Source organism: Stutzerimonas sp. VN223-3 (genome assembly GCF_045999685.1).
In the GTDB taxonomy this organism is placed as follows: domain Bacteria; phylum Pseudomonadota; class Gammaproteobacteria; order Pseudomonadales; family Pseudomonadaceae; genus Stutzerimonas; species Stutzerimonas stutzeri_AR.
Window position 1 is genome coordinate 266,971 of record NZ_RBEC01000001.1, and the last position, 16,415, is coordinate 283,385.

Annotated in this window: 15 protein-coding genes, 2 rRNA genes and 1 pseudogene; 12 read left to right on the forward strand and 6 right to left on the reverse strand. The window is 58.5% G+C overall.

Annotated elements, in window-relative coordinates; translation table 11 throughout:
• Positions 1-113 precede the first annotated feature (113 nt).
• The 6 genes and pseudogenes from D7241_RS01260 (at position 114) to rimI (ending at position 4,952) form a co-directional block, all read left to right on the forward strand.
• Positions 114-3,004 (forward strand): 23S ribosomal RNA (locus tag D7241_RS01260).
• A gap of 141 nt (positions 3,005-3,145) precedes the next feature.
• Positions 3,146-3,261, forward strand: a 5S ribosomal RNA gene (gene rrf, locus D7241_RS01265).
• 122 nt (positions 3,262-3,383) lie between these two features.
• A pseudogene (locus D7241_RS01270) lies at positions 3,384-3,485 on the forward strand (HTH domain-containing protein); the annotation flags it as partial.
• A gap of 30 nt (positions 3,486-3,515) precedes the next feature.
• Complete coding sequence (locus D7241_RS01275; protein ID WP_408101215.1) at positions 3,516-3,683, forward strand: hypothetical protein; 168 nt, start codon at positions 3,516-3,518, stop codon at positions 3,681-3,683.
• Positions 3,680-4,489, forward strand: a complete 810-nt coding sequence (locus D7241_RS01280) for an energy transducer TonB (protein WP_408099981.1) — start codon at positions 3,680-3,682, stop codon at positions 4,487-4,489. Before D7241_RS01275 ends, D7241_RS01280 begins: the two co-directional genes overlap by 4 nt.
• Before the next feature lie 10 nt (positions 4,490-4,499).
• On the forward strand, positions 4,500-4,952 hold the full coding sequence (gene rimI, locus D7241_RS01285) for a ribosomal protein S18-alanine N-acetyltransferase (protein WP_255983569.1): 453 nt from the start codon (positions 4,500-4,502) through the stop codon (positions 4,950-4,952).
• A 174-nt stretch (positions 4,953-5,126) separates the two neighbouring features.
• On the opposite strand, the gene D7241_RS01290 is transcribed toward rimI, so the two are convergent.
• Positions 5,127-5,669: a hypothetical protein gene (locus tag D7241_RS01290; RefSeq protein ID WP_408099982.1), complete on the reverse strand. Its 543-nt coding sequence runs from the start codon at positions 5,667-5,669 to the stop codon at positions 5,127-5,129.
• A 189-nt stretch (positions 5,670-5,858) separates the two neighbouring features.
• On the opposite strand from D7241_RS01290, the gene otsB reads away from it, so the two are divergent.
• The 4 genes from otsB to D7241_RS01310 all read left to right on the forward strand — a co-directional run bounded on the left by otsB (position 5,859) and on the right by D7241_RS01310 (position 9,702).
• Complete coding sequence (gene otsB / locus D7241_RS01295; protein WP_408099983.1) at positions 5,859-6,653, forward strand: trehalose-phosphatase; 795 nt, start codon at positions 5,859-5,861, stop codon at positions 6,651-6,653.
• Positions 6,650-8,059 (forward strand): alpha,alpha-trehalose-phosphate synthase (UDP-forming), encoded by a 1,410-nt coding sequence (gene otsA, locus D7241_RS01300; RefSeq protein ID WP_408099984.1) that lies wholly within the window; start codon positions 6,650-6,652, stop codon positions 8,057-8,059. The genes otsB and otsA overlap by 4 nt, the downstream gene beginning before the upstream one ends.
• 84 nt (positions 8,060-8,143) lie before the next feature.
• Entirely contained in the window at positions 8,144-8,791 is a 648-nt protein-coding gene (gene can / locus D7241_RS01305; RefSeq protein ID WP_408099985.1) for a carbonate dehydratase, read from the forward strand.
• Positions 8,791-9,702, forward strand: a complete 912-nt coding sequence (locus D7241_RS01310; RefSeq protein ID WP_408099986.1) for a DMT family transporter — start codon at positions 8,791-8,793, stop codon at positions 9,700-9,702. The genes can and D7241_RS01310 overlap by 1 nt, the downstream gene beginning before the upstream one ends.
• 172 nt (positions 9,703-9,874) lie before the next feature.
• Here the strand turns inward: D7241_RS01310 and D7241_RS01315 are convergent, their stop codons facing one another.
• The gene (locus D7241_RS01315; RefSeq protein WP_408099987.1) at positions 9,875-10,798 is read right to left on the reverse strand and encodes a LysR substrate-binding domain-containing protein; all 924 of its coding nucleotides are present in this window, start codon (positions 10,796-10,798) and stop codon (positions 9,875-9,877) included.
• Between the two features lie 114 nt (positions 10,799-10,912).
• Here D7241_RS01315 and D7241_RS01320 point away from each other — a divergent pair, with 114 nt between their 5' ends.
• Positions 10,913-12,166, forward strand: coding sequence for a cation:dicarboxylate symporter family transporter (locus tag D7241_RS01320; RefSeq protein ID WP_408099988.1), 1,254 nt, complete (start codon positions 10,913-10,915; stop codon positions 12,164-12,166).
• A gap of 3 nt (positions 12,167-12,169) precedes the next feature.
• On the opposite strand, the gene D7241_RS01325 is transcribed toward D7241_RS01320, so the two are convergent.
• From D7241_RS01325 to D7241_RS01335, 3 genes are all read right to left on the reverse strand, one after another.
• A complete protein-coding gene (locus D7241_RS01325) occupies positions 12,170-13,765 on the reverse strand; it encodes an argininosuccinate lyase (protein WP_408099989.1) in 1,596 nt (531 codons plus the stop codon).
• 65 nt (positions 13,766-13,830) lie between these two features.
• Positions 13,831-15,072, reverse strand: a complete 1,242-nt coding sequence (locus D7241_RS01330) for an OprD family porin (protein ID WP_408099990.1) — start codon at positions 15,070-15,072, stop codon at positions 13,831-13,833.
• A gap of 206 nt (positions 15,073-15,278) precedes the next feature.
• Positions 15,279-15,581 (reverse strand): putative quinol monooxygenase, encoded by a 303-nt coding sequence (locus D7241_RS01335; protein WP_408099991.1) that lies wholly within the window; start codon positions 15,579-15,581, stop codon positions 15,279-15,281.
• Positions 15,582-15,639: 58 nt separating this feature from the next.
• Here D7241_RS01335 and D7241_RS01340 point away from each other — a divergent pair, with 58 nt between their 5' ends.
• Positions 15,640-16,044, forward strand: coding sequence for a VOC family protein (locus tag D7241_RS01340; protein WP_408099992.1), 405 nt, complete (start codon positions 15,640-15,642; stop codon positions 16,042-16,044).
• Positions 16,045-16,180: 136 nt separating this feature from the next.
• Here D7241_RS01340 and D7241_RS01345 read toward each other — a convergent pair whose 3' ends face one another.
• Complete coding sequence (locus D7241_RS01345; RefSeq protein ID WP_408099993.1) at positions 16,181-16,339, reverse strand: hypothetical protein; 159 nt, start codon at positions 16,337-16,339, stop codon at positions 16,181-16,183.
• Positions 16,340-16,415: the final 76 nt, after the last annotated feature.

Below are 16,415 nucleotides of genomic sequence, written 5' to 3' on the forward strand. Positions count from 1 at the left end.
TTGTTCAGGCTAAGGTAAAATTTGCGAGTTGCTCTTTATGGGCAAGAATGCGGATTTTCGGCGAATGTCGTCTTCACGTTATTAGACAGTAACCAGATTGCTTGGGGTTATATGGTCAAGTGAAGAAGCGCATACGGTGGATGCCTTGGCAGTCAGAGGCGATGAAAGACGTGGTAGCCTGCGAAAAGCTTCGGGGAGTCGGCAAACAGACTTTGATCCGGAGATCTCTGAATGGGGGAACCCAGCCATCATAAGATGGTTATCACACACTGAATACATAGGTGTGTGAGGCGAACCAGGGGAACTGAAACATCTAAGTACCCTGAGGAAAAGAAATCAACCGAGATTCCCTTAGTAGTGGCGAGCGAACGGGGACTAGCCCTTAAGCTTCTTTGATTTTAGCGGAACGCTCTGGAAAGTGCGGCCATAGTGGGTGATAGCCCTGTACGCGAAAGGATCTTAGAAGTGAAATCGAGTAGGACGGAGCACGAGAAACTTTGTCTGAATATGGGGGGACCATCCTCCAAGGCTAAATACTACTGACTGACCGATAGTGAACCAGTACCGTGAGGGAAAGGCGAAAAGAACCCCGGAGAGGGGAGTGAAATAGAACCTGAAACCGTATGCGTACAAGCAGTGGGAGCCTACTTTGTTAGGTGACTGCGTACCTTTTGTATAATGGGTCAGCGACTTATTTTCAGTGGCGAGCTTAACCGAATAGGGGAGGCGTAGCGAAAGCGAGTCTTAATAGGGCGTCTAGTCGCTGGGAATAGACCCGAAACCGGGCGATCTATCCATGGGCAGGTTGAAGGTTGGGTAACACTAACTGGAGGACCGAACCGACTACCGTTGAAAAGTTAGCGGATGACCTGTGGATCGGAGTGAAAGGCTAATCAAGCTCGGAGATAGCTGGTTCTCCTCGAAAGCTATTTAGGTAGCGCCTCGTGTATCACTGCTGGGGGTAGAGCACTGTTTCGGCTAGGGGGTCATCCCGACTTACCAAACCGATGCAAACTCCGAATACCAGCAAGTGTCAGCACGGGAGACACACGGCGGGTGCTAACGTCCGTCGTGAAAAGGGAAACAACCCAGACCGTCAGCTAAGGTCCCAAAATCCTGGTTAAGTGGGAAACGATGTGGGAAGGCTCAGACAGCTAGGAGGTTGGCTTAGAAGCAGCCACCCTTTAAAGAAAGCGTAATAGCTCACTAGTCGAGTCGGCCTGCGCGGAAGATGTAACGGGGCTCAAACCAGGTACCGAAGCTACGGGTTCATCGTAAGATGAGCGGTAGAGGAGCGTTCTGTAAGCCTGTGAAGGTGAGTTGAGAAGCTTGCTGGAGGTATCAGAAGTGCGAATGCTGACATGAGTAACGACAATGCGAGTGAAAAACTCGCACGCCGAAAGACCAAGGGTTCCTGCGCAACGTTAATCGACGCAGGGTGAGTCGGTCCCTAAGGCGAGGCTGAAGAGCGTAGTCGATGGGAAACGGGTTAATATTCCCGTACTTCTAGTTACTGCGATGGGGGGACGGAGAAGGCTAGGCCAGCTTGGCGTTGGTTGTCCAAGTTTAAGGTGGTAGGCAGAGATCTTAGGTAAATCCGGGGTCTTAATGCCGAGAACTGATGACGATCCTTCTTTTAGAAGGAGAAGTGGTTGATGCCATGCTTCCAGGAAAAGCCTCTAAGCTTCAGGTAACTAGGAACCGTACCCCAAACCGACACAGGTGGTTGGGTAGAGAATACCAAGGCGCTTGAGAGAACTCGGGTGAAGGAACTAGGCAAAATGGCACCGTAACTTCGGGAGAAGGTGCGCCGGTGAGGGTGAAGGGTTTACCCCGTAAGCTCATGCCGGTCGAAGATACCAGGCCGCTGCGACTGTTTATTAAAAACACAGCACTCTGCAAACACGAAAGTGGACGTATAGGGTGTGACGCCTGCCCGGTGCCGGAAGGTTAATTGATGGGGTTAGCGCAAGCGAAGCTCTTGATCGAAGCCCCGGTAAACGGCGGCCGTAACTATAACGGTCCTAAGGTAGCGAAATTCCTTGTCGGGTAAGTTCCGACCTGCACGAATGGCGTAACGATGGCGGCGCTGTCTCCACCCGAGACTCAGTGAAATTGAAATCGCTGTGAAGATGCAGTGTATCCGCGGCTAGACGGAAAGACCCCGTGAACCTTTACTATAGCTTTGCACTGGACTTTGAATTTGCTTGTGTAGGATAGGTGGGAGGCTTTGAAGCGTGGACGCCAGTTCGCGTGGAGCCATCCTTGAAATACCACCCTGGCAACTTTGAGGTTCTAACTCTGGTCCGTTATCCGGATCGAGGACAGTGTATGGTGGGTAGTTTGACTGGGGCGGTCTCCTCCTAAAGAGTAACGGAGGAGTACGAAGGTGCGCTCAGACCGGTCGGAAATCGGTCGTAGAGTATAAAGGCAAAAGCGCGCTTGACTGCGAGACAGACACGTCGAGCAGGTACGAAAGTAGGTCTTAGTGATCCGGTGGTTCTGTATGGAAGGGCCATCGCTCAACGGATAAAAGGTACTCCGGGGATAACAGGCTGATACCGCCCAAGAGTTCATATCGACGGCGGTGTTTGGCACCTCGATGTCGGCTCATCACATCCTGGGGCTGAAGCCGGTCCCAAGGGTATGGCTGTTCGCCATTTAAAGTGGTACGCGAGCTGGGTTTAGAACGTCGTGAGACAGTTCGGTCCCTATCTGCCGTGGACGTTTGAGATTTGAGAGGGGCTGCTCCTAGTACGAGAGGACCGGAGTGGACGAACCTCTGGTGTTCCGGTTGTCACGCCAGTGGCATTGCCGGGTAGCTATGTTCGGAAGAGATAACCGCTGAAAGCATCTAAGCGGGAAACTTGCCTCAAGATGAGATCTCACTGGAGCCTTGAGCTCCCTGAAGGGCCGTCGAAGACTACGACGTTGATAGGTGGGGTGTGTAAGCGCTGTGAGGCGTTGAGCTAACCCATACTAATTGCCCGTGAGGCTTGACCATATAACACCCAAACAATTTGATGTTTGCGTGTCAGACGGTTGAAGTCGACAAACAAACCGAAAATCAGCAACACTCGCAGCAACACAAAAATCACATACCCAATTCGCTGCAGCGGCTCATCCCGAGGCAGCAACCGAATTGCTTGACGACCATAGAGCGTTGGAACCACCTGATCCCATCCCGAACTCAGTAGTGAAACGACGCATCGCCGATGGTAGTGTGGGGTCTCCCCATGTGAGAGTAGGTCATCGTCAAGCTTCTACACCAAACCCCCGATCTTCAACAGAAGGTCGGGGGTTTGTCTTTGGCGAAGAAAAAACACGCTGGGTTCCAGCATGATGTGCCGCTATGATGCGTGCCTTGTTGGCTGAGGGATCTTATGAACGATTTACTGCAGCTGCTCGCTGATGGCCGCTTTCATTCCGGTGAAGAGCTTGGAGCCGTCCTGGGTGTGAGTCGGAGTGCTGTAAGGCGCCGTCTGAGTCCGCACGCCGGCCAAGAGGAGTTTGACATGACCTGTAACGACCGCGGCATCATCTTCAACGCCACCGTGCGTGACAGCGAGCAGAGCCCTGGTGCCTCCATGGTTTGCGAAGAAAAGCTGAGCATCGCCAAGACTCCTGAGCGCCTGAAAGTGCAGGTCGGTGCCAACGCTCATCCACAGGTGGCCAGGGTTTGATTACTGAAAGCCGGCGTCGGGCATTTCTCGATGCCATGCAAATCATGACTTGGCTGCCCCGAACCGAGTTGCCGTTCGCCGCGCCGTCGCGGCCGGAGTTACTGCGACTAGTAAAACCCGAGTTTGCCCCGGTAGCCGCACCTGTGGGTCCCACCGTTGCTGAACCTGCAACATCGCCCTCCACACCGCTCACGCCAGCAACTTTGCCTAAAACGGCTACCGATGCCGCTCGCCCCCGTATCGCCATGCCCGAGCCGAAGAAGGAGGCCGCAAAATCGGGCGATGCGGAAACCTCCGCAGCGGAGCAAAAGGTAGCCGTGCCGCCGCCACGCTTCGCCCTGCAATTGCTGCGTGCCGGCAATTGCCTGTTGCTGGTAGAGCTGCCTACAGGCGAGTCGTTCCAGCGCCGCGACCCCGCCTATTTGCTGCTCAAGGACCTGCTGCGCGCCGCCAAGTTGCCGGATACCCCGCAGCAAGTCGGTGATGGCGAGCCGATCCGCTGGCCACTACTACATCGCGGTAGCCTTGATCAGGGCGCCGAAGCCGCGCGTGATTACGTTCAGGGCGTTGTGACTGCGGAACTGGAAGAAATGGGCTGTGCCTGTCTCTGGCTGGTCGGCCTGCCAGCGCTGCGCTTTGCTGGCGAGGTGGAGACAAACGCCTATTACCGCGAGCTGCATATCGAAGGCATCGGTCACGCCCTGGCCATGCCGGGGCTTGAGCAGTTGATGGAACAGTCAAGCAGCAAGGCAGAGCTATGGAAGGCGATGCGCCGCAGCATGTCGCGCTGGGTTATTGGTTTATGAGTAGCGCTTCATGAGTGATGCAGTCAGTTTTCGCCCCATGACCGCGGCGGATATCGAGACAGTTCTGAAAATCGAATATGCAGCCTTCAGTCATCCTTGGACCCGAGGCATCTTCACTGATGCGCTGACCGCCTACGAATGCTGGGTGATGTTCGAAGGCAGCCAGCAGGTCGGCCACGGCGTTATTAACGTCATTCTTGACGAAGCGCACCTGCTTAACATTACCGTCAAGCCGCAGAGCCAGGGTCGCGGGCTCGGTTTACGGCTGCTCGAACACCTGATGCAACGGGCGCACGAACGCGGCGGGCGTGAGTGCTTTCTCGAAGTTCGCGCTAGCAATACCACAGCGTATCGACTTTACGAGCGTTACGGTTTTAATGAAGTTGGCCGTCGCCGCGCCTACTATCCTTCTGCCGACGGGCGCGAGGATGCGCTCGTAATGGCCTGCACTCTGCTGGATTGAACCGGTCGAGGCGAGGCGCGCTTCCCAAGATTATAGTCGGAGCACGCCTTGGACGTAGGACGCTAAATCTCCAGCCTACGAGCGGCGGGTAGCTGCGCGATTGAACGATGGGTTTCGCTCAGTTCAGCACCTCATGATCACTGTCCTATGGAAGTCGGCAGGCCATAGATGCAGTTATTGTCCCGGCGCCTTGTCCCGCCCCGAGTCTAACGGCGCATCTCCTTCAAGCTCGTTATCGTCCATCACGTCGTCATTCTCGTGTAGCACCGCATCGCCGCCACCCAGGCCGGTATCCGGGTCGCCTTTGGCTGGGCCATCCCAGGGCTTGCCGTCCAAAGGGTCGTAGCGGGCTTGTTCCGCCTCGTCGAGATCCACGTCGGCCCCGATGTCATGCTCGGAAACGTTGCTCAAATCCTGATCGGCTGGGCCGCCATGGCCGCGTTCGTGGGGCGAACGCGCGCCGTCTTCTTGGATCAACGTTTCCGGAGCCAAATCATCCATGGTGGTCTGGCCACCCGGGACTTCGCCAGTGCTCATGCCTGCTTCGGCCACCCGCTCGGGCGGGAACTCGTTCTCGACCTCTTCGGTCGGCACTTCATCACCGATACGGCCTTTACGGTCATCGCGACGTTGGTCGAAATCGAGCTGCTCGATAGAGCCTATGCGGTCCTCGGTATCGTCGATTTCCGTCGGGGTGTAGGACTTGCGATCGTTCATGACAACCTCCTGCGTGAACTACGGTCTTGCAGGTTGTGACCCAGTAGCGATGTGAAGATTCAGGCTGACCGCTGGCCGGTTCGGGCTTTATGAACCAAGCTGCTAGGGGTGTCCTTATGTAGCGCCTAAGCGCTTGTGGTCGTACAAAAAGACGCGAACCACCACCTTTGATCCGGAGTCTCAGGGAGCATGAGCAAACAAAACGACCGAGCCGGGCTAGAGGTCCGGCACTGCGCTTTTTTCTTCGATGTCGACGGAACGCTGGCGGAAATACAGCCTCGTCCTGAGCTCGTTTTCATTCCCCCTCGTTCGTTGGCGGCGTTAGAGCGTTTGCACCTCAGCGAGATTCCCGTAGCGGTCATTTCCGGTCGGCCGCTGAGCCAGATCGACGATTTGCTCTCGCCATTGCGTCTACCGGCAGCTGGCGTGCACGGCGCCGAACGCCGCACAGCCGCGGGCGAAACGCTGCAACCGGTCCTCGACCATAATGTCTTCGACACCATTCAGCACGAGCTAGCGCAGGTCTGCGCCGAGCATCCGGGCCTATCGCTGGAAAACAAGGGCGTTGCCTTCGCTCTGCATTTCCGCCTCGCTCCTGAACTGGAGCAAACCGCCCGCATCTTGGCCGAAGCGTTCGTCAAACGCTACGGCGACGTTTTGGCACTGCAGCCGGGCAAATGCGTGTTCGAGCTGAAACCTCGTGGCGCCAGCAAGGGCGAGGTGATCCGCACCTTCATGCAGGAAGCTCCGTTCAAGGGGCGGATGCCGGTATTTGTGGGTGATGATCTGACCGATGAGGCCGGCTTCAAGGTGGTAAACGAGTTGGGCGGGCTGACTATCAAGGTCGGCAACGGAGCGACTGAAGCCACGCAGCGTTTGGATTCCGTAGAAGCGGTAGGCGATTGGCTCGATGGTCTGCTTAGCGCTCTGTTCGAGCAGCCCGAACACCTAATAAAACCAGATCGAAGCGAGAACTGCCCATGAGCCGACTAGTAGTGGTTTCCAACCGAGTAGCGCCGATCAAGGCGGGGAAGGTCGCTGCTGGCGGGCTTGCAGTTGGTGTTTATGATGCGTTGCGCCAGGCCGGTGGGATCTGGTTTGGCTGGAGCGGCGACGTAAGCAGCACCCCGCACACCAGCACCGAGACCATCGGCAACATTACCTACGTCACCCTTGGCCTGACCAAGCAGGACTATGATCAGTATTACCGCGGCTTTTCCAACGCTACGCTCTGGCCGATCTTTCACTACCGCATCGACCTGGCCCGCTACAACCGTCAGGAATACGAAGGTTACAGACGGGTCAACGCCATGCTGGCGGAGAAACTCAAGCCGCTGCTCAAACCCGACGACATCATCTGGATCCACGACTATCACCTGATTCCTTTCGCCGAAGCCTGTCGGCAACTGGGAATTCGCAACCGGATCGGCTTCTTCCTGCACATACCGTTTCCGCCGCCGGAAATTCTCACCGTTATCCCGCCGCACAACGAATTGCTCAAGACGCTCTGCTTCTACGACCTCATCGGTTTCCAGACCGAAACCGATCGTCTCGCCTTCCAGGACTACATGACCCGTGAAGTCCGCGGCATTCTGGAGTCCGATGGCAGCCTGACCGCGTACGGGCAAAACTTCCGTGCCGGGGTGTATCCGATCGGTGTGGTCCCGGATGAAATTCAGGATCTGGCTGAATCCTATAAAGGCCGCCGTAAGCCCATGCGGCGCATCACCGATGTGGCCCGCAAGAAGATCATCAGTGTCGATCGCCTGGATTATTCCAAAGGCCTTGTAGAACGTTTCAAAGCATACGAGGCCTTTCTCGAGCGTTACCCAGAGCATCGCCGTGAGGTCGAATTCATCCAGATCGCGCCCACGTCCCGCTCCGATGTGAAGACCTACCAGCACATCCGGCAGCAGCTGGAAAGCGCGGCGGGGCACATCAACGGCTGGCTTTCCGATCTCGACTGGACGCCGCTGCATTACCTCAACAAGAGCCATGATCGACGCGTGCTGATGGGTCTGTTCCGCAATGCCGACATCGGTTTCGTCACGCCGTTGCGCGACGGCATGAACCTAGTCGCCAAGGAATACGTCGCCTCGCAGGACCCGGAAGACCCCGGCGTACTTGTGCTGTCGCGCTTCGCCGGCGCCGCGCGCGAGCTGACCTCGGCGCTGATCGTCAACCCCTACGACTGTATCGGCATGGCCGAAGCGCTCGACCGCGCGCTGCGCATGTCGCTCACCGAACGCAAGGACCGTTACGAACATATGATGCGTGCGATCCGCGCCGCAGACCTCGACGCCTGGCGCGACAACTTCCTGCGCGACCTGCGCGCGTTTTCCTCTCGGCCCAGGGCGGAGGTTCAGTCAAACCCGCTGTTTACCGTCTAATGCTGTGACGTCTCGGTCTGCGCTCTTGTCAAAATGCAGGGCGGTTCGTAACGTGCGTACCGGAATTAAAAGGACGGAACAGAAATGAACGGCGATCTTGATCAGCTATTCGAAAACAACGCGCGCTGGGCCGAGGCCATCAAGGAGGAAGATCCCAAATTCTTCGAAAAGCTGGCCAAGCAGCAGGTGCCGGAATATCTCTGGATTGGCTGTTCTGATGCGCGGGTGCCGGCCAATGAAATCGTCGGCATGCTGCCCGGCGACCTTTTTGTACACCGCAACGTTGCCAACATCGTGTTGCATATCGACCTCAACTGCCTGTCGGTCATCCAGTACGCGGTGGACGTGCTCAAGGTAAAACACATTCTGGTCACCGGCCATTACGGTTGTGGTGGCGTGCGCGCCTCCATGCGCGACGACCAGCTGGGCCTGATCGACGGCTGGCTGCGCACCATTCGAGACCTTTATTACGAGCACCGCGACCATATCGCTACCTTCCCCACCGAGGAAGCGCAGGTTGACCGCATGTGCGAGCTCAACGTCGTCCAACAGGTCGCCAACGTCAGCCATACCAGTATCGTCCAGAATGCCTGGCATCGCGGCCAGCCGTTGTCCGTGCATGGCTGCATCTACGGCATCAAGGATGGAATCTGGAAAGATCTGAACGTGACCATCAGCAGTGCCGAACAGGTTCCTCCGCAATATCGCCTTCGTCCTCGTCACCCGGTCTGATGGCTCGACGTCACGGATGGGCCTTTGCTGGCCTGCTGCTTGCCGTGCTTTGCTGGAGCGGCAATGCGTTAGTGGCCCGCGCCTTCCATGAGGCGATCCCGCCGCTGACTTTGTCGTTCTGGCGCTGGGTTTTGGCGACCTGCTTGCTGCTGCCTTTCGTCGCGCGCTCAATCTGGGCTCACCGTGCAGCCTTGCGTGCTGCAGGTTGGCGCTTGCCGATTGTCGCCGCGCTGGGCATCAGCAGCTACAACTCCTTGCTGTATTCCGCCGCGCAGAGCACCGAAGCCATCAACCTCACGCTGGTAAACACCTGTCTGCCGCTGTTCACCTTTATCGGTGGCGGGTTGCTGCTGAATGAATGGCCCGCACGGCGCGCGTGGTTCGGCATGGCCATTGCGGCAGGCGGGCTGATGTATCTGATCAGTCGCGGCAGTTGGGGAGCTTTTACCAGTCTGTCATTCCAGACCGGCGACCTGATCATGCTCGTAGCGGTGCTGGTATGGGCGTTGTATACCTTGCTGTTGCGGCGCTGGGCTGCTTATTTGCAACTGCCGCCGCTAACACTGTTAGGCGTGCTGATGCTGATTGGTATGCCGCTGATCCTACCGTTCTACCTGTTCGAACTGAGTCGCGTCGGTGGATTCATGCTCACCGCGACCAACCTCGCCGTCATCGGTTACACAGCCATTTTTGCCTCGCTCGTCGCCTACCTGACGTGGAACCACGGCGTCAAAACCGTTGGCGCGGCCAAGGCGGCGATGGCGACCTACCTCATGCCTGTCTTCACTGCAATTCTCGGCTGGCTGGTACTGGGCGAGGGGCTGCAGACGTTTCACTGGATCGGCGGTGGGCTGATTTTCGCCGGCCTTTTCCTGGCGACCCGCCCGACGACGCGTGCTGCGATTCGCTAGAGTTACTATTGAAAGGCAGAAAAAGCCCCGCGCCTGCGGGGCTTTTTCTTAACGCTTATGGTTGTCGGGATTGTCCTCGTCGCTGCCATTCATGTGTGTGCGTGTCGGCGCTATGGCTGGCTGGGTACGTGTCGTGTGCTCCGACGGGCCAGCCGGCTTGCCGACAGTGCGATCAGCGCAATACCTGCGTTCGATACGCCTTGGCCAGTTGCCGGGCCAACACAATGAAATTTTGCAGGGCTGGAGATTGATTGAAGCCGCGGCAAATAAGTGTCAACGGCGCGACCAGGCGGGGTCGGGCGCCAAGGATGCGGCGGTAGACAACGCTCTCGCTGTGAATGTCGCGCATCGAAGCAGGGACCACGGAGACTCCTTCGCCAGCGGCGACCAGACTCACGTTGGTCAGCATCCGTTCAACCTCGAACGCTACGTGCGGCTCGAAGCCGGCCGCCCGGCAGGCGCGCAGCAGGTTGGCATACATCCCGGGCGCACCGGGGCGGCGAACCAGGATGAAGGGTTCGTCACGTATCGCCTGCAGTTCGATCGCCTCGGGATGATCGGCCAGCGTCGGATGGCCGATCGGCAATACCATCAGCAGCTCCTCTACCAGCAGGCGATGAAATTCGATGCCGTCTGGCCGGCTGACTGGGGCGCGAAGGATGCCGACGTCCAATTGACCGGCCATAGCGCGTTTGGTCAGGCGGCCGGCATTGCCTTCGTCCAGGGTGATCGACACGGCCGGGTACTGTTCGCGAAAGGCGCGGATGATGCGCGGGATCAGCGGGTGCGCTGCGGCCGAGGACGTGAAGCTAATTGCCAGCGTGCCCTCGACGCCTTTGGCTACGCGCGCGGCCCGGCGCGAGCCTGCCTGCACGCTCGCGAGGATGGCTTTGGCCTCATCTAGGAAAACCGCGCCCCCTGTGGTGAGGTCGACGCCCTTGGGATGCCGCTTGAACAGGTCGAACCCCAGCTCGTCTTCCAGCGCCCGGATCTGTTGGCTTAGCGGCGGCTGTTGCATGTTCAGCCGGGCGGCGGCGCGGGTGAAGTGCTTCTCCTCGGCGACCATGACGAAATAGCGGAGATGGCGAAGTTCCATATAAGGGACAGTCCTGGCGGGGCGGTGGTCAGTGTGCGGATCGCAGAGGTGCGCTGATGGGTTAGGATACGAAGGCACTGAAGCGACAAAAACAACAATATTGCGCGAAGGCCCATGATCTTAGCCAAGCTGGCCAGGAACGACACTGCATTGATCCTGATTGCGATTGCCCTGGGCATATCGCTCGGCATCGTGCAGCCCGAATTGGCGACCCGAATGAAGCCGCTCAGTGATGCGTTTCTTGGCGTCATTGGTCATGCGGTGCCGCTGGTAATGTTCGTATTGGTCGCGTCCGCTGTGGCCGGATTTGGCGAGCGCGGCCAACGCACGCGTTGCGCTGGACGCGTGGTTGCATACTTCTTTCTGATGGCCGTGCTGTCGCTCATCACCGGTGCGGCGGTAGCCATGTTGCTGGTGCCTGGCGTCGGTGGTGATGCGCTTACTGCGTCGCCCGTCGTGCAATCGAATAACGAGTTGACTGCAGCTATTGCTACTAGCCTGGCGCAGTTCTTCAGCCATACCCTGATTCTTCCTGTTCTGTTTGCGGCGCTGGTGTTTGGCCTGGGGCTGGGCTACGCCGGTGACGCGGGCGAGCCTTTGCGACGCAGGCTGGACGTGCTGGTCGAATGGCTGTTGCGTGCGCTGCGTTTGGTGCTCCGGTTCGCGCCGCTGGCCGCCTTTGGCGCGATGGCTTACACCGTGGGCCGCTACGGACCGGCATCCGCCTGGCCGCTGCTCAAATTCGTCGGGACCGTCTACCTTGCCGCTCTGGTGTTCGTTGTCGTGGTACTGGGCATGGCGGCTCGCTGTGTCGGCTTCGGGCTGTTTCGCCTGATCGCTTACATCAAGGCGGAGCTGTGTCTGGTGGCCTTCACCGGCGCTTCGGTAGCGGCGGTGCCGGGACTGATCGAAAAGCTCGAACGGGCCGGCTGTAGCCGGCAAGTGGTGCGGCTGGTGCTCAGCACCGGCTATACGTTCAACCTCACCGGCTCGAATCTTTACGTGACCTGTGCCTTCGTATTCCTAGCACAGCTCGCGGGTGTGACGCTGGACGGCACACAACTGCTGATGTTGCTACTGGTGTCGCTGCTAACGTCGCTGGGTTCGACCAGCGCGGCGGGCTCGGCATTTCTTACACTGACGGCCACGCTCGGTGTATTGAATTGGGTACCGCTGGAAGGGCTGGGCATTTTGCTCGGCGTCGAGCGGTTGATGAAGTGTCGCTCGCTGACCAATGTGATCGGCAATAGCCTGGCCTGCGTGGTGATTTCGGCGTGGAGCGGTGCGCTGGATCGAAAGGCGCTGCGCGAGGCTTTGGTACCTCATCGACAGCCAACGCTTCCCGGCGCGGTGGCCGGGAAGCGTTAGGGCTCAGTTCTTCACGAGCGCATTGAATGCCTTGTCCAAGGTGGCTTCGGCCTTGGCAATACGGTCACGGCGATCATCCGTCCAATGCTGATCGCCGGCCAGCGCCTGGTTCGCTTCCTTGAGCATGCGCTTGACCTCAGCTGGCTGCGGCCCGCCAGTGCCGACACGGGTTTTGACCATGTTCTGCGGCGACAGCGTAGCGCGGAAGGCCGACTCACTCAGCGGCAATTCGCGGGTCTTCCATTCGTACTTTTCCGCCGCCTTGGTGAACAGCCGCTGCGCCTCGGCGTAGGGGAAGTTGGCCGGCACGAAGCCTTCTTTACGCGCATGGCCAACCACCGCTGAAGCGAAGCTGTGACCGATACGGAAGGGCACCTTGTGCTCGCGCTCCAAGGTATCGGCCAACTCCATCGAGGTGGTCCATTCCGCCTCCAGCTCTTCCAGCGCCCGCTCCGGGTTGATCACCAGCGCATCCATCACCTTGCGCGTGCGGACGAACATCTCATGGGCGCTATCGAACAGCCCGAGGCCGTCGAAGGCGAACTTGTAATCGGTCATACCGGTGGTCACGTTATGCGCGCGCAGGGTGACGGTATGCGCAAGGCCGACCACATCCGAGGCCGACTCCCGCGCCCGCATGATCAAGCCCGGATTGCGCTTCTGCGGCATGGCGCTGCTGGTATAGGTGGCGCCTTCCTCAAGCAGCATCCACGGACGGATCTGATGGTACTGCGTATGGATGTCACCGAGCATCGCGCCAATGCGGATCGCCGAAGACGAAGCGATCCCTGCCGCCTCGATGGGAATGTCGTAAGTCGACACCTGTCCGGCATCCAGGGAGTTTTCGCGCACCTCATCGAAGCCGAGCAACTCGGCCAGCCGCTCGCGGTTGAGTGGCCAGCCGGAGTTGGCCAGTACCGCCGTGCCCATCGGACTGCGGTTCAGGCGTTCATACAGCTCGCGGATGCGTTGGGCGTCGCGCTCGAAAGCCGCCTCGTAGGCCAGCAGGTAATGCGCATAAGTGATCGGCTGCGCCTGCACGCCGTTGGTGTAGGCCGGGATCAGCGTATCGACGTTCTCCTTGGCCAGTTCCAGAAGGCGAGCACGGGTGTCGTTCATCGCGTCGGTGTAATCCAGCAACTGACTGCGCAGGGTGGCGAGCCGGTAGGTGGCGTACATGTCCTGACGGCTGCGCCCGGAGTGGATCAGCGAGGCTTGCGGCCCGATCTCGTCGATCATGATGCGCTCGATCTGCAGCACGTCGCTGGGCTTCTTGCCGTCCGGCTTGCCGGCCTGATCGATGACATGCTGAACGCCACGGGCGATCTCACGGCCTTGCTGACGGCTGACGATCTCCTCCTCGGTCAGCATGACGATGGACGCCTTGTTGATCCGATTGACCCAAGTGAACTGGTCGTCGTGTTTACCTTGCGTGGCACCGGCGCGATCGACCGTGGCACCGATCTTCGCCGCCTCGGCCGCGCATTCAGCGGTGGTGCGGCAGGGCAGGTCGGCAGTGTCTGCAGCCTGTACGGACAAGTGGCTGGCGCTAAGCGCGAATGCTACGGCCAGGGAAAGCAGAGTCTTTTGCATGATCATGGTGAGTCTCCTGTTTAGCGAAACCGTCACCCGTGCGAGCGACGGGATGGCATGGGGCGGAATCGTTACAGCAGCGGCAGCGTGTAGCTGAGGATGAAGCGGGTCTGATCGATGTCGTTACCCGTGCTTCGGTAGGTCCCGTTGCGCAGCTTCACGCCGAAGTTCTTCAGCGCGCCTTGCTGGAACACGTATGCGATATCGGTATCGCGCTCCCACTCGTGGCCGTCGCGTCCGCCAGGGCCGTCGAAATTGTCGCCACGCAGATAACGCGTCATGAAGCTCAGGCCGGGAATGCCCATGGCGGAGAAGTCATAGTCGTAACGCACCTGCCAGGATCTCTCGCCAGGGCTGGCGAAGTCCGGCGAAATCATCACGTAGTTGACCAGATACGAGTTGGTGCCATTGATGTGCGGGAAGCCGGTCTCGCCGCTCATTTTCTGGTACGCCGCGCCGAACGCGTGGCCGCCGAGCTGGTAAGTGAACTTGGCGCCGAAGGCATCGTTGTCGACATTGGTGTTGCCGGCCTCGGTGGAGCGGGCGAAGCGCAGATCGCTCTTGATCGCCTGGTCTTCACCCAACGGTAGTACATGTAACAAGCTGAAGATGTGCTGCTTGTAGTTCTGATCCAGATGGCCGTAGTGATAGCCCGTGGTCAGGTTCTTGTTCCAGCGGTAGCTTGCGCTGGCGAAATCGAACTTGTCGCTGGGCTGCCCGCCGCTGATGCCTTTGCCCGCTACAAGCATGTCGTCGTTGGCGGCAGAGTTTCGCAGGCTGTTCTGCGTCAGGCGGCCCGCGTTGAGCGTCAGCCCGTCGATCTCCTTCGACGTCAGCATGCCGCCGCGAAAGGTCTGTGGCAGTAGGCGTGAATCGTTAGGCAGCACCGTCGGTAGCTTTGGCAGCAAGGTGCCGACACGCACGATAGTCTTCGAATAGCGCAGCTTGGCCGCCGCGCCGAGCTGGCTGTATTCGTCCGGCGCCTTGTCGTCACCCACCGGCAACAGCCCCGTATTCTGCCGCTCCGGTCCAGAGTCGAGTTTTATACCGAGCAGTCCGATCGCATCGATCCCGAAACCCACCGGCCCTTCGGTAAAACCGGATTCATAATTGAGTAAGAACCCTTGTGCCCACTCGTCGCGCTTCGACTGGTTGGCGCCTTCCTGACGGTAGTCGGCGTTGTGGTAGAAGTTACGCAGCTCCAGCGTTGCCTTGCTGTCCGCCAGAAACTCCGCCATGGCCACACCGGGCAAACCCGCACCCAGCGCAGCAACCGCAATCGCCGCAGCGAGCGGCTTCGGTGACTTGAGCATCACTATCTCCTGTTTATTTTTATTGGAGGTCGACGCTGCCGGCGCAGAACCGGCAGCGTCTGGAGTGATGCTAATCACCCATGGTTGGGATTAAAAATATATAGATAGTCTGATGCGGATACTTTCTAGATATGGCTGCGCTGATCTGGCATAGCAGTGCTATGAACATCAGGCAAAGCCCTTCCGTATCGAATATTCGAGATAGCTCAGCGCTTGTTGTCGGCGCTGACCATGCGGCCTTTCATGGCCTCTTGCTTGACGATGTACTCGCCTACTAGCGGACGGCTTTGCAGATAGTGCTCGGTAGTCTTGTGGTAAGTGAACGCCGATTCGTCGCGGTACAGCTCGTAGAGATACACCAGATCAGGATCACTCAGATCCTGCACGACATCGAACACCAGGCAATCCGGCTCGTTCTGCACCGACGCGGCGGCATTGACGCGCATGGCCTCCATGAACTGAGCGAACGAGCCAGGCTTGAGCTGAGTTTTCAAAATGAGACAGTACATAAGCATCCTATTTTGTTTTATGGTTGTTGCCTGATTGTATACAAAAAAGGATCAAGCCATGCCAACCCGTCCCGGTCGCCTGAATGGCCTGCGTCACCTGGCGCTTACCGCCCCAAACCTCGAAGAGTGCGAACGTTTCTACGTCGACGTGCTGGGCATGGAAGTGCTGAACCGCGCCAGCAAAGATCTCGTCTACCTGACGTGCGGCAACGACAACCTCTCCCTGGGCCGCGCCCAGGAAAAAAGCAGCGGCGTCCAGGCGATGGATCACTACGGCTTTATAGTCGACAGCCTGGAAGAACTGCACGCCTGGTTCGAATACCTGAAAGCCCAAGGCGTCACCATGCTAGACCGCCCTTTCGCCCACCGCGACGGCGCCCATAGCTTTCATGTGCTCGATCCGGCCGGTAATACGGTTCAGCCGCTTTACCACCCGGCGATATCGGGGCAGCGGTTGCGTTGATTTGAGCCAGAGCAGGCTTCTGGGCTGCGTCAGCGTTGTCCTAGCGATGATCAATCAATTGTCCCGAACGGTGATTAATAGCTATGAACCAAGGGCGCGGGAACTTTGGCCTGTCATGAAAAGAGCTATATCGCAACTAACCAGGCCACCGCGCAATCAAGCTCAACGACAAATGCCCGACCACAATGCCGATGGAGATCTGCTTCCAAAGGCCGGCATGCTTGTTGGCTTGGGTAGCGACGGTGCGGTAGGGCGTTTCGCGCTCGGCGCGAATGTTGTCGAAATCGTCTCTCATGGTGCGCTCTCGGTGCGGTTCCCAGTCGTCCCATTTGCCTACGGTCACCACATCAGGGTGGATCACCAGCGTCGTT

Excerpts from the sequence above, each read along its gene's own strand:
- otsB (WP_408099983.1), top strand. The coding sequence starts at position 5,859 with ATGAGCAAACAAAACGACCGAGCCGGGCTAGAGGTCCGGCACTGCGCT.
- rimI (WP_255983569.1), top strand. The coding sequence starts at position 4,500 with ATGAGTGATGCAGTCAGTTTTCGCCCCATGACCGCGGCGGATATCGAG.
- D7241_RS01330 (WP_408099990.1), bottom strand. The coding sequence starts at position 15,072 with ATGCTCAAGTCACCGAAGCCGCTCGCTGCGGCGATTGCGGTTGCTGCG.
- D7241_RS01290 (WP_408099982.1), bottom strand. The coding sequence starts at position 5,669 with ATGAACGATCGCAAGTCCTACACCCCGACGGAAATCGACGATACCGAG.
- D7241_RS01340 (WP_408099992.1), top strand. The coding sequence starts at position 15,640 with ATGCCAACCCGTCCCGGTCGCCTGAATGGCCTGCGTCACCTGGCGCTT.
- D7241_RS01315 (WP_408099987.1), bottom strand. The coding sequence starts at position 10,798 with ATGGAACTTCGCCATCTCCGCTATTTCGTCATGGTCGCCGAGGAGAAG.
- D7241_RS01320 (WP_408099988.1), top strand. The coding sequence starts at position 10,913 with ATGATCTTAGCCAAGCTGGCCAGGAACGACACTGCATTGATCCTGATT.
- otsA (WP_408099984.1), top strand. The coding sequence starts at position 6,650 with ATGAGCCGACTAGTAGTGGTTTCCAACCGAGTAGCGCCGATCAAGGCG.
- D7241_RS01325 (WP_408099989.1), bottom strand. The coding sequence starts at position 13,765 with ATGATCATGCAAAAGACTCTGCTTTCCCTGGCCGTAGCATTCGCGCTT.
- D7241_RS01275 (WP_408101215.1), top strand. The coding sequence starts at position 3,516 with ATGACCTGTAACGACCGCGGCATCATCTTCAACGCCACCGTGCGTGAC.
- D7241_RS01345 (WP_408099993.1), bottom strand. The coding sequence starts at position 16,339 with ATGAGAGACGATTTCGACAACATTCGCGCCGAGCGCGAAACGCCCTAC.
- can (WP_408099985.1), top strand. The coding sequence starts at position 8,144 with ATGAACGGCGATCTTGATCAGCTATTCGAAAACAACGCGCGCTGGGCC.
- D7241_RS01335 (WP_408099991.1), bottom strand. The coding sequence starts at position 15,581 with ATGTACTGTCTCATTTTGAAAACTCAGCTCAAGCCTGGCTCGTTCGCT.
- D7241_RS01310 (WP_408099986.1), top strand. The coding sequence starts at position 8,791 with ATGGCTCGACGTCACGGATGGGCCTTTGCTGGCCTGCTGCTTGCCGTG.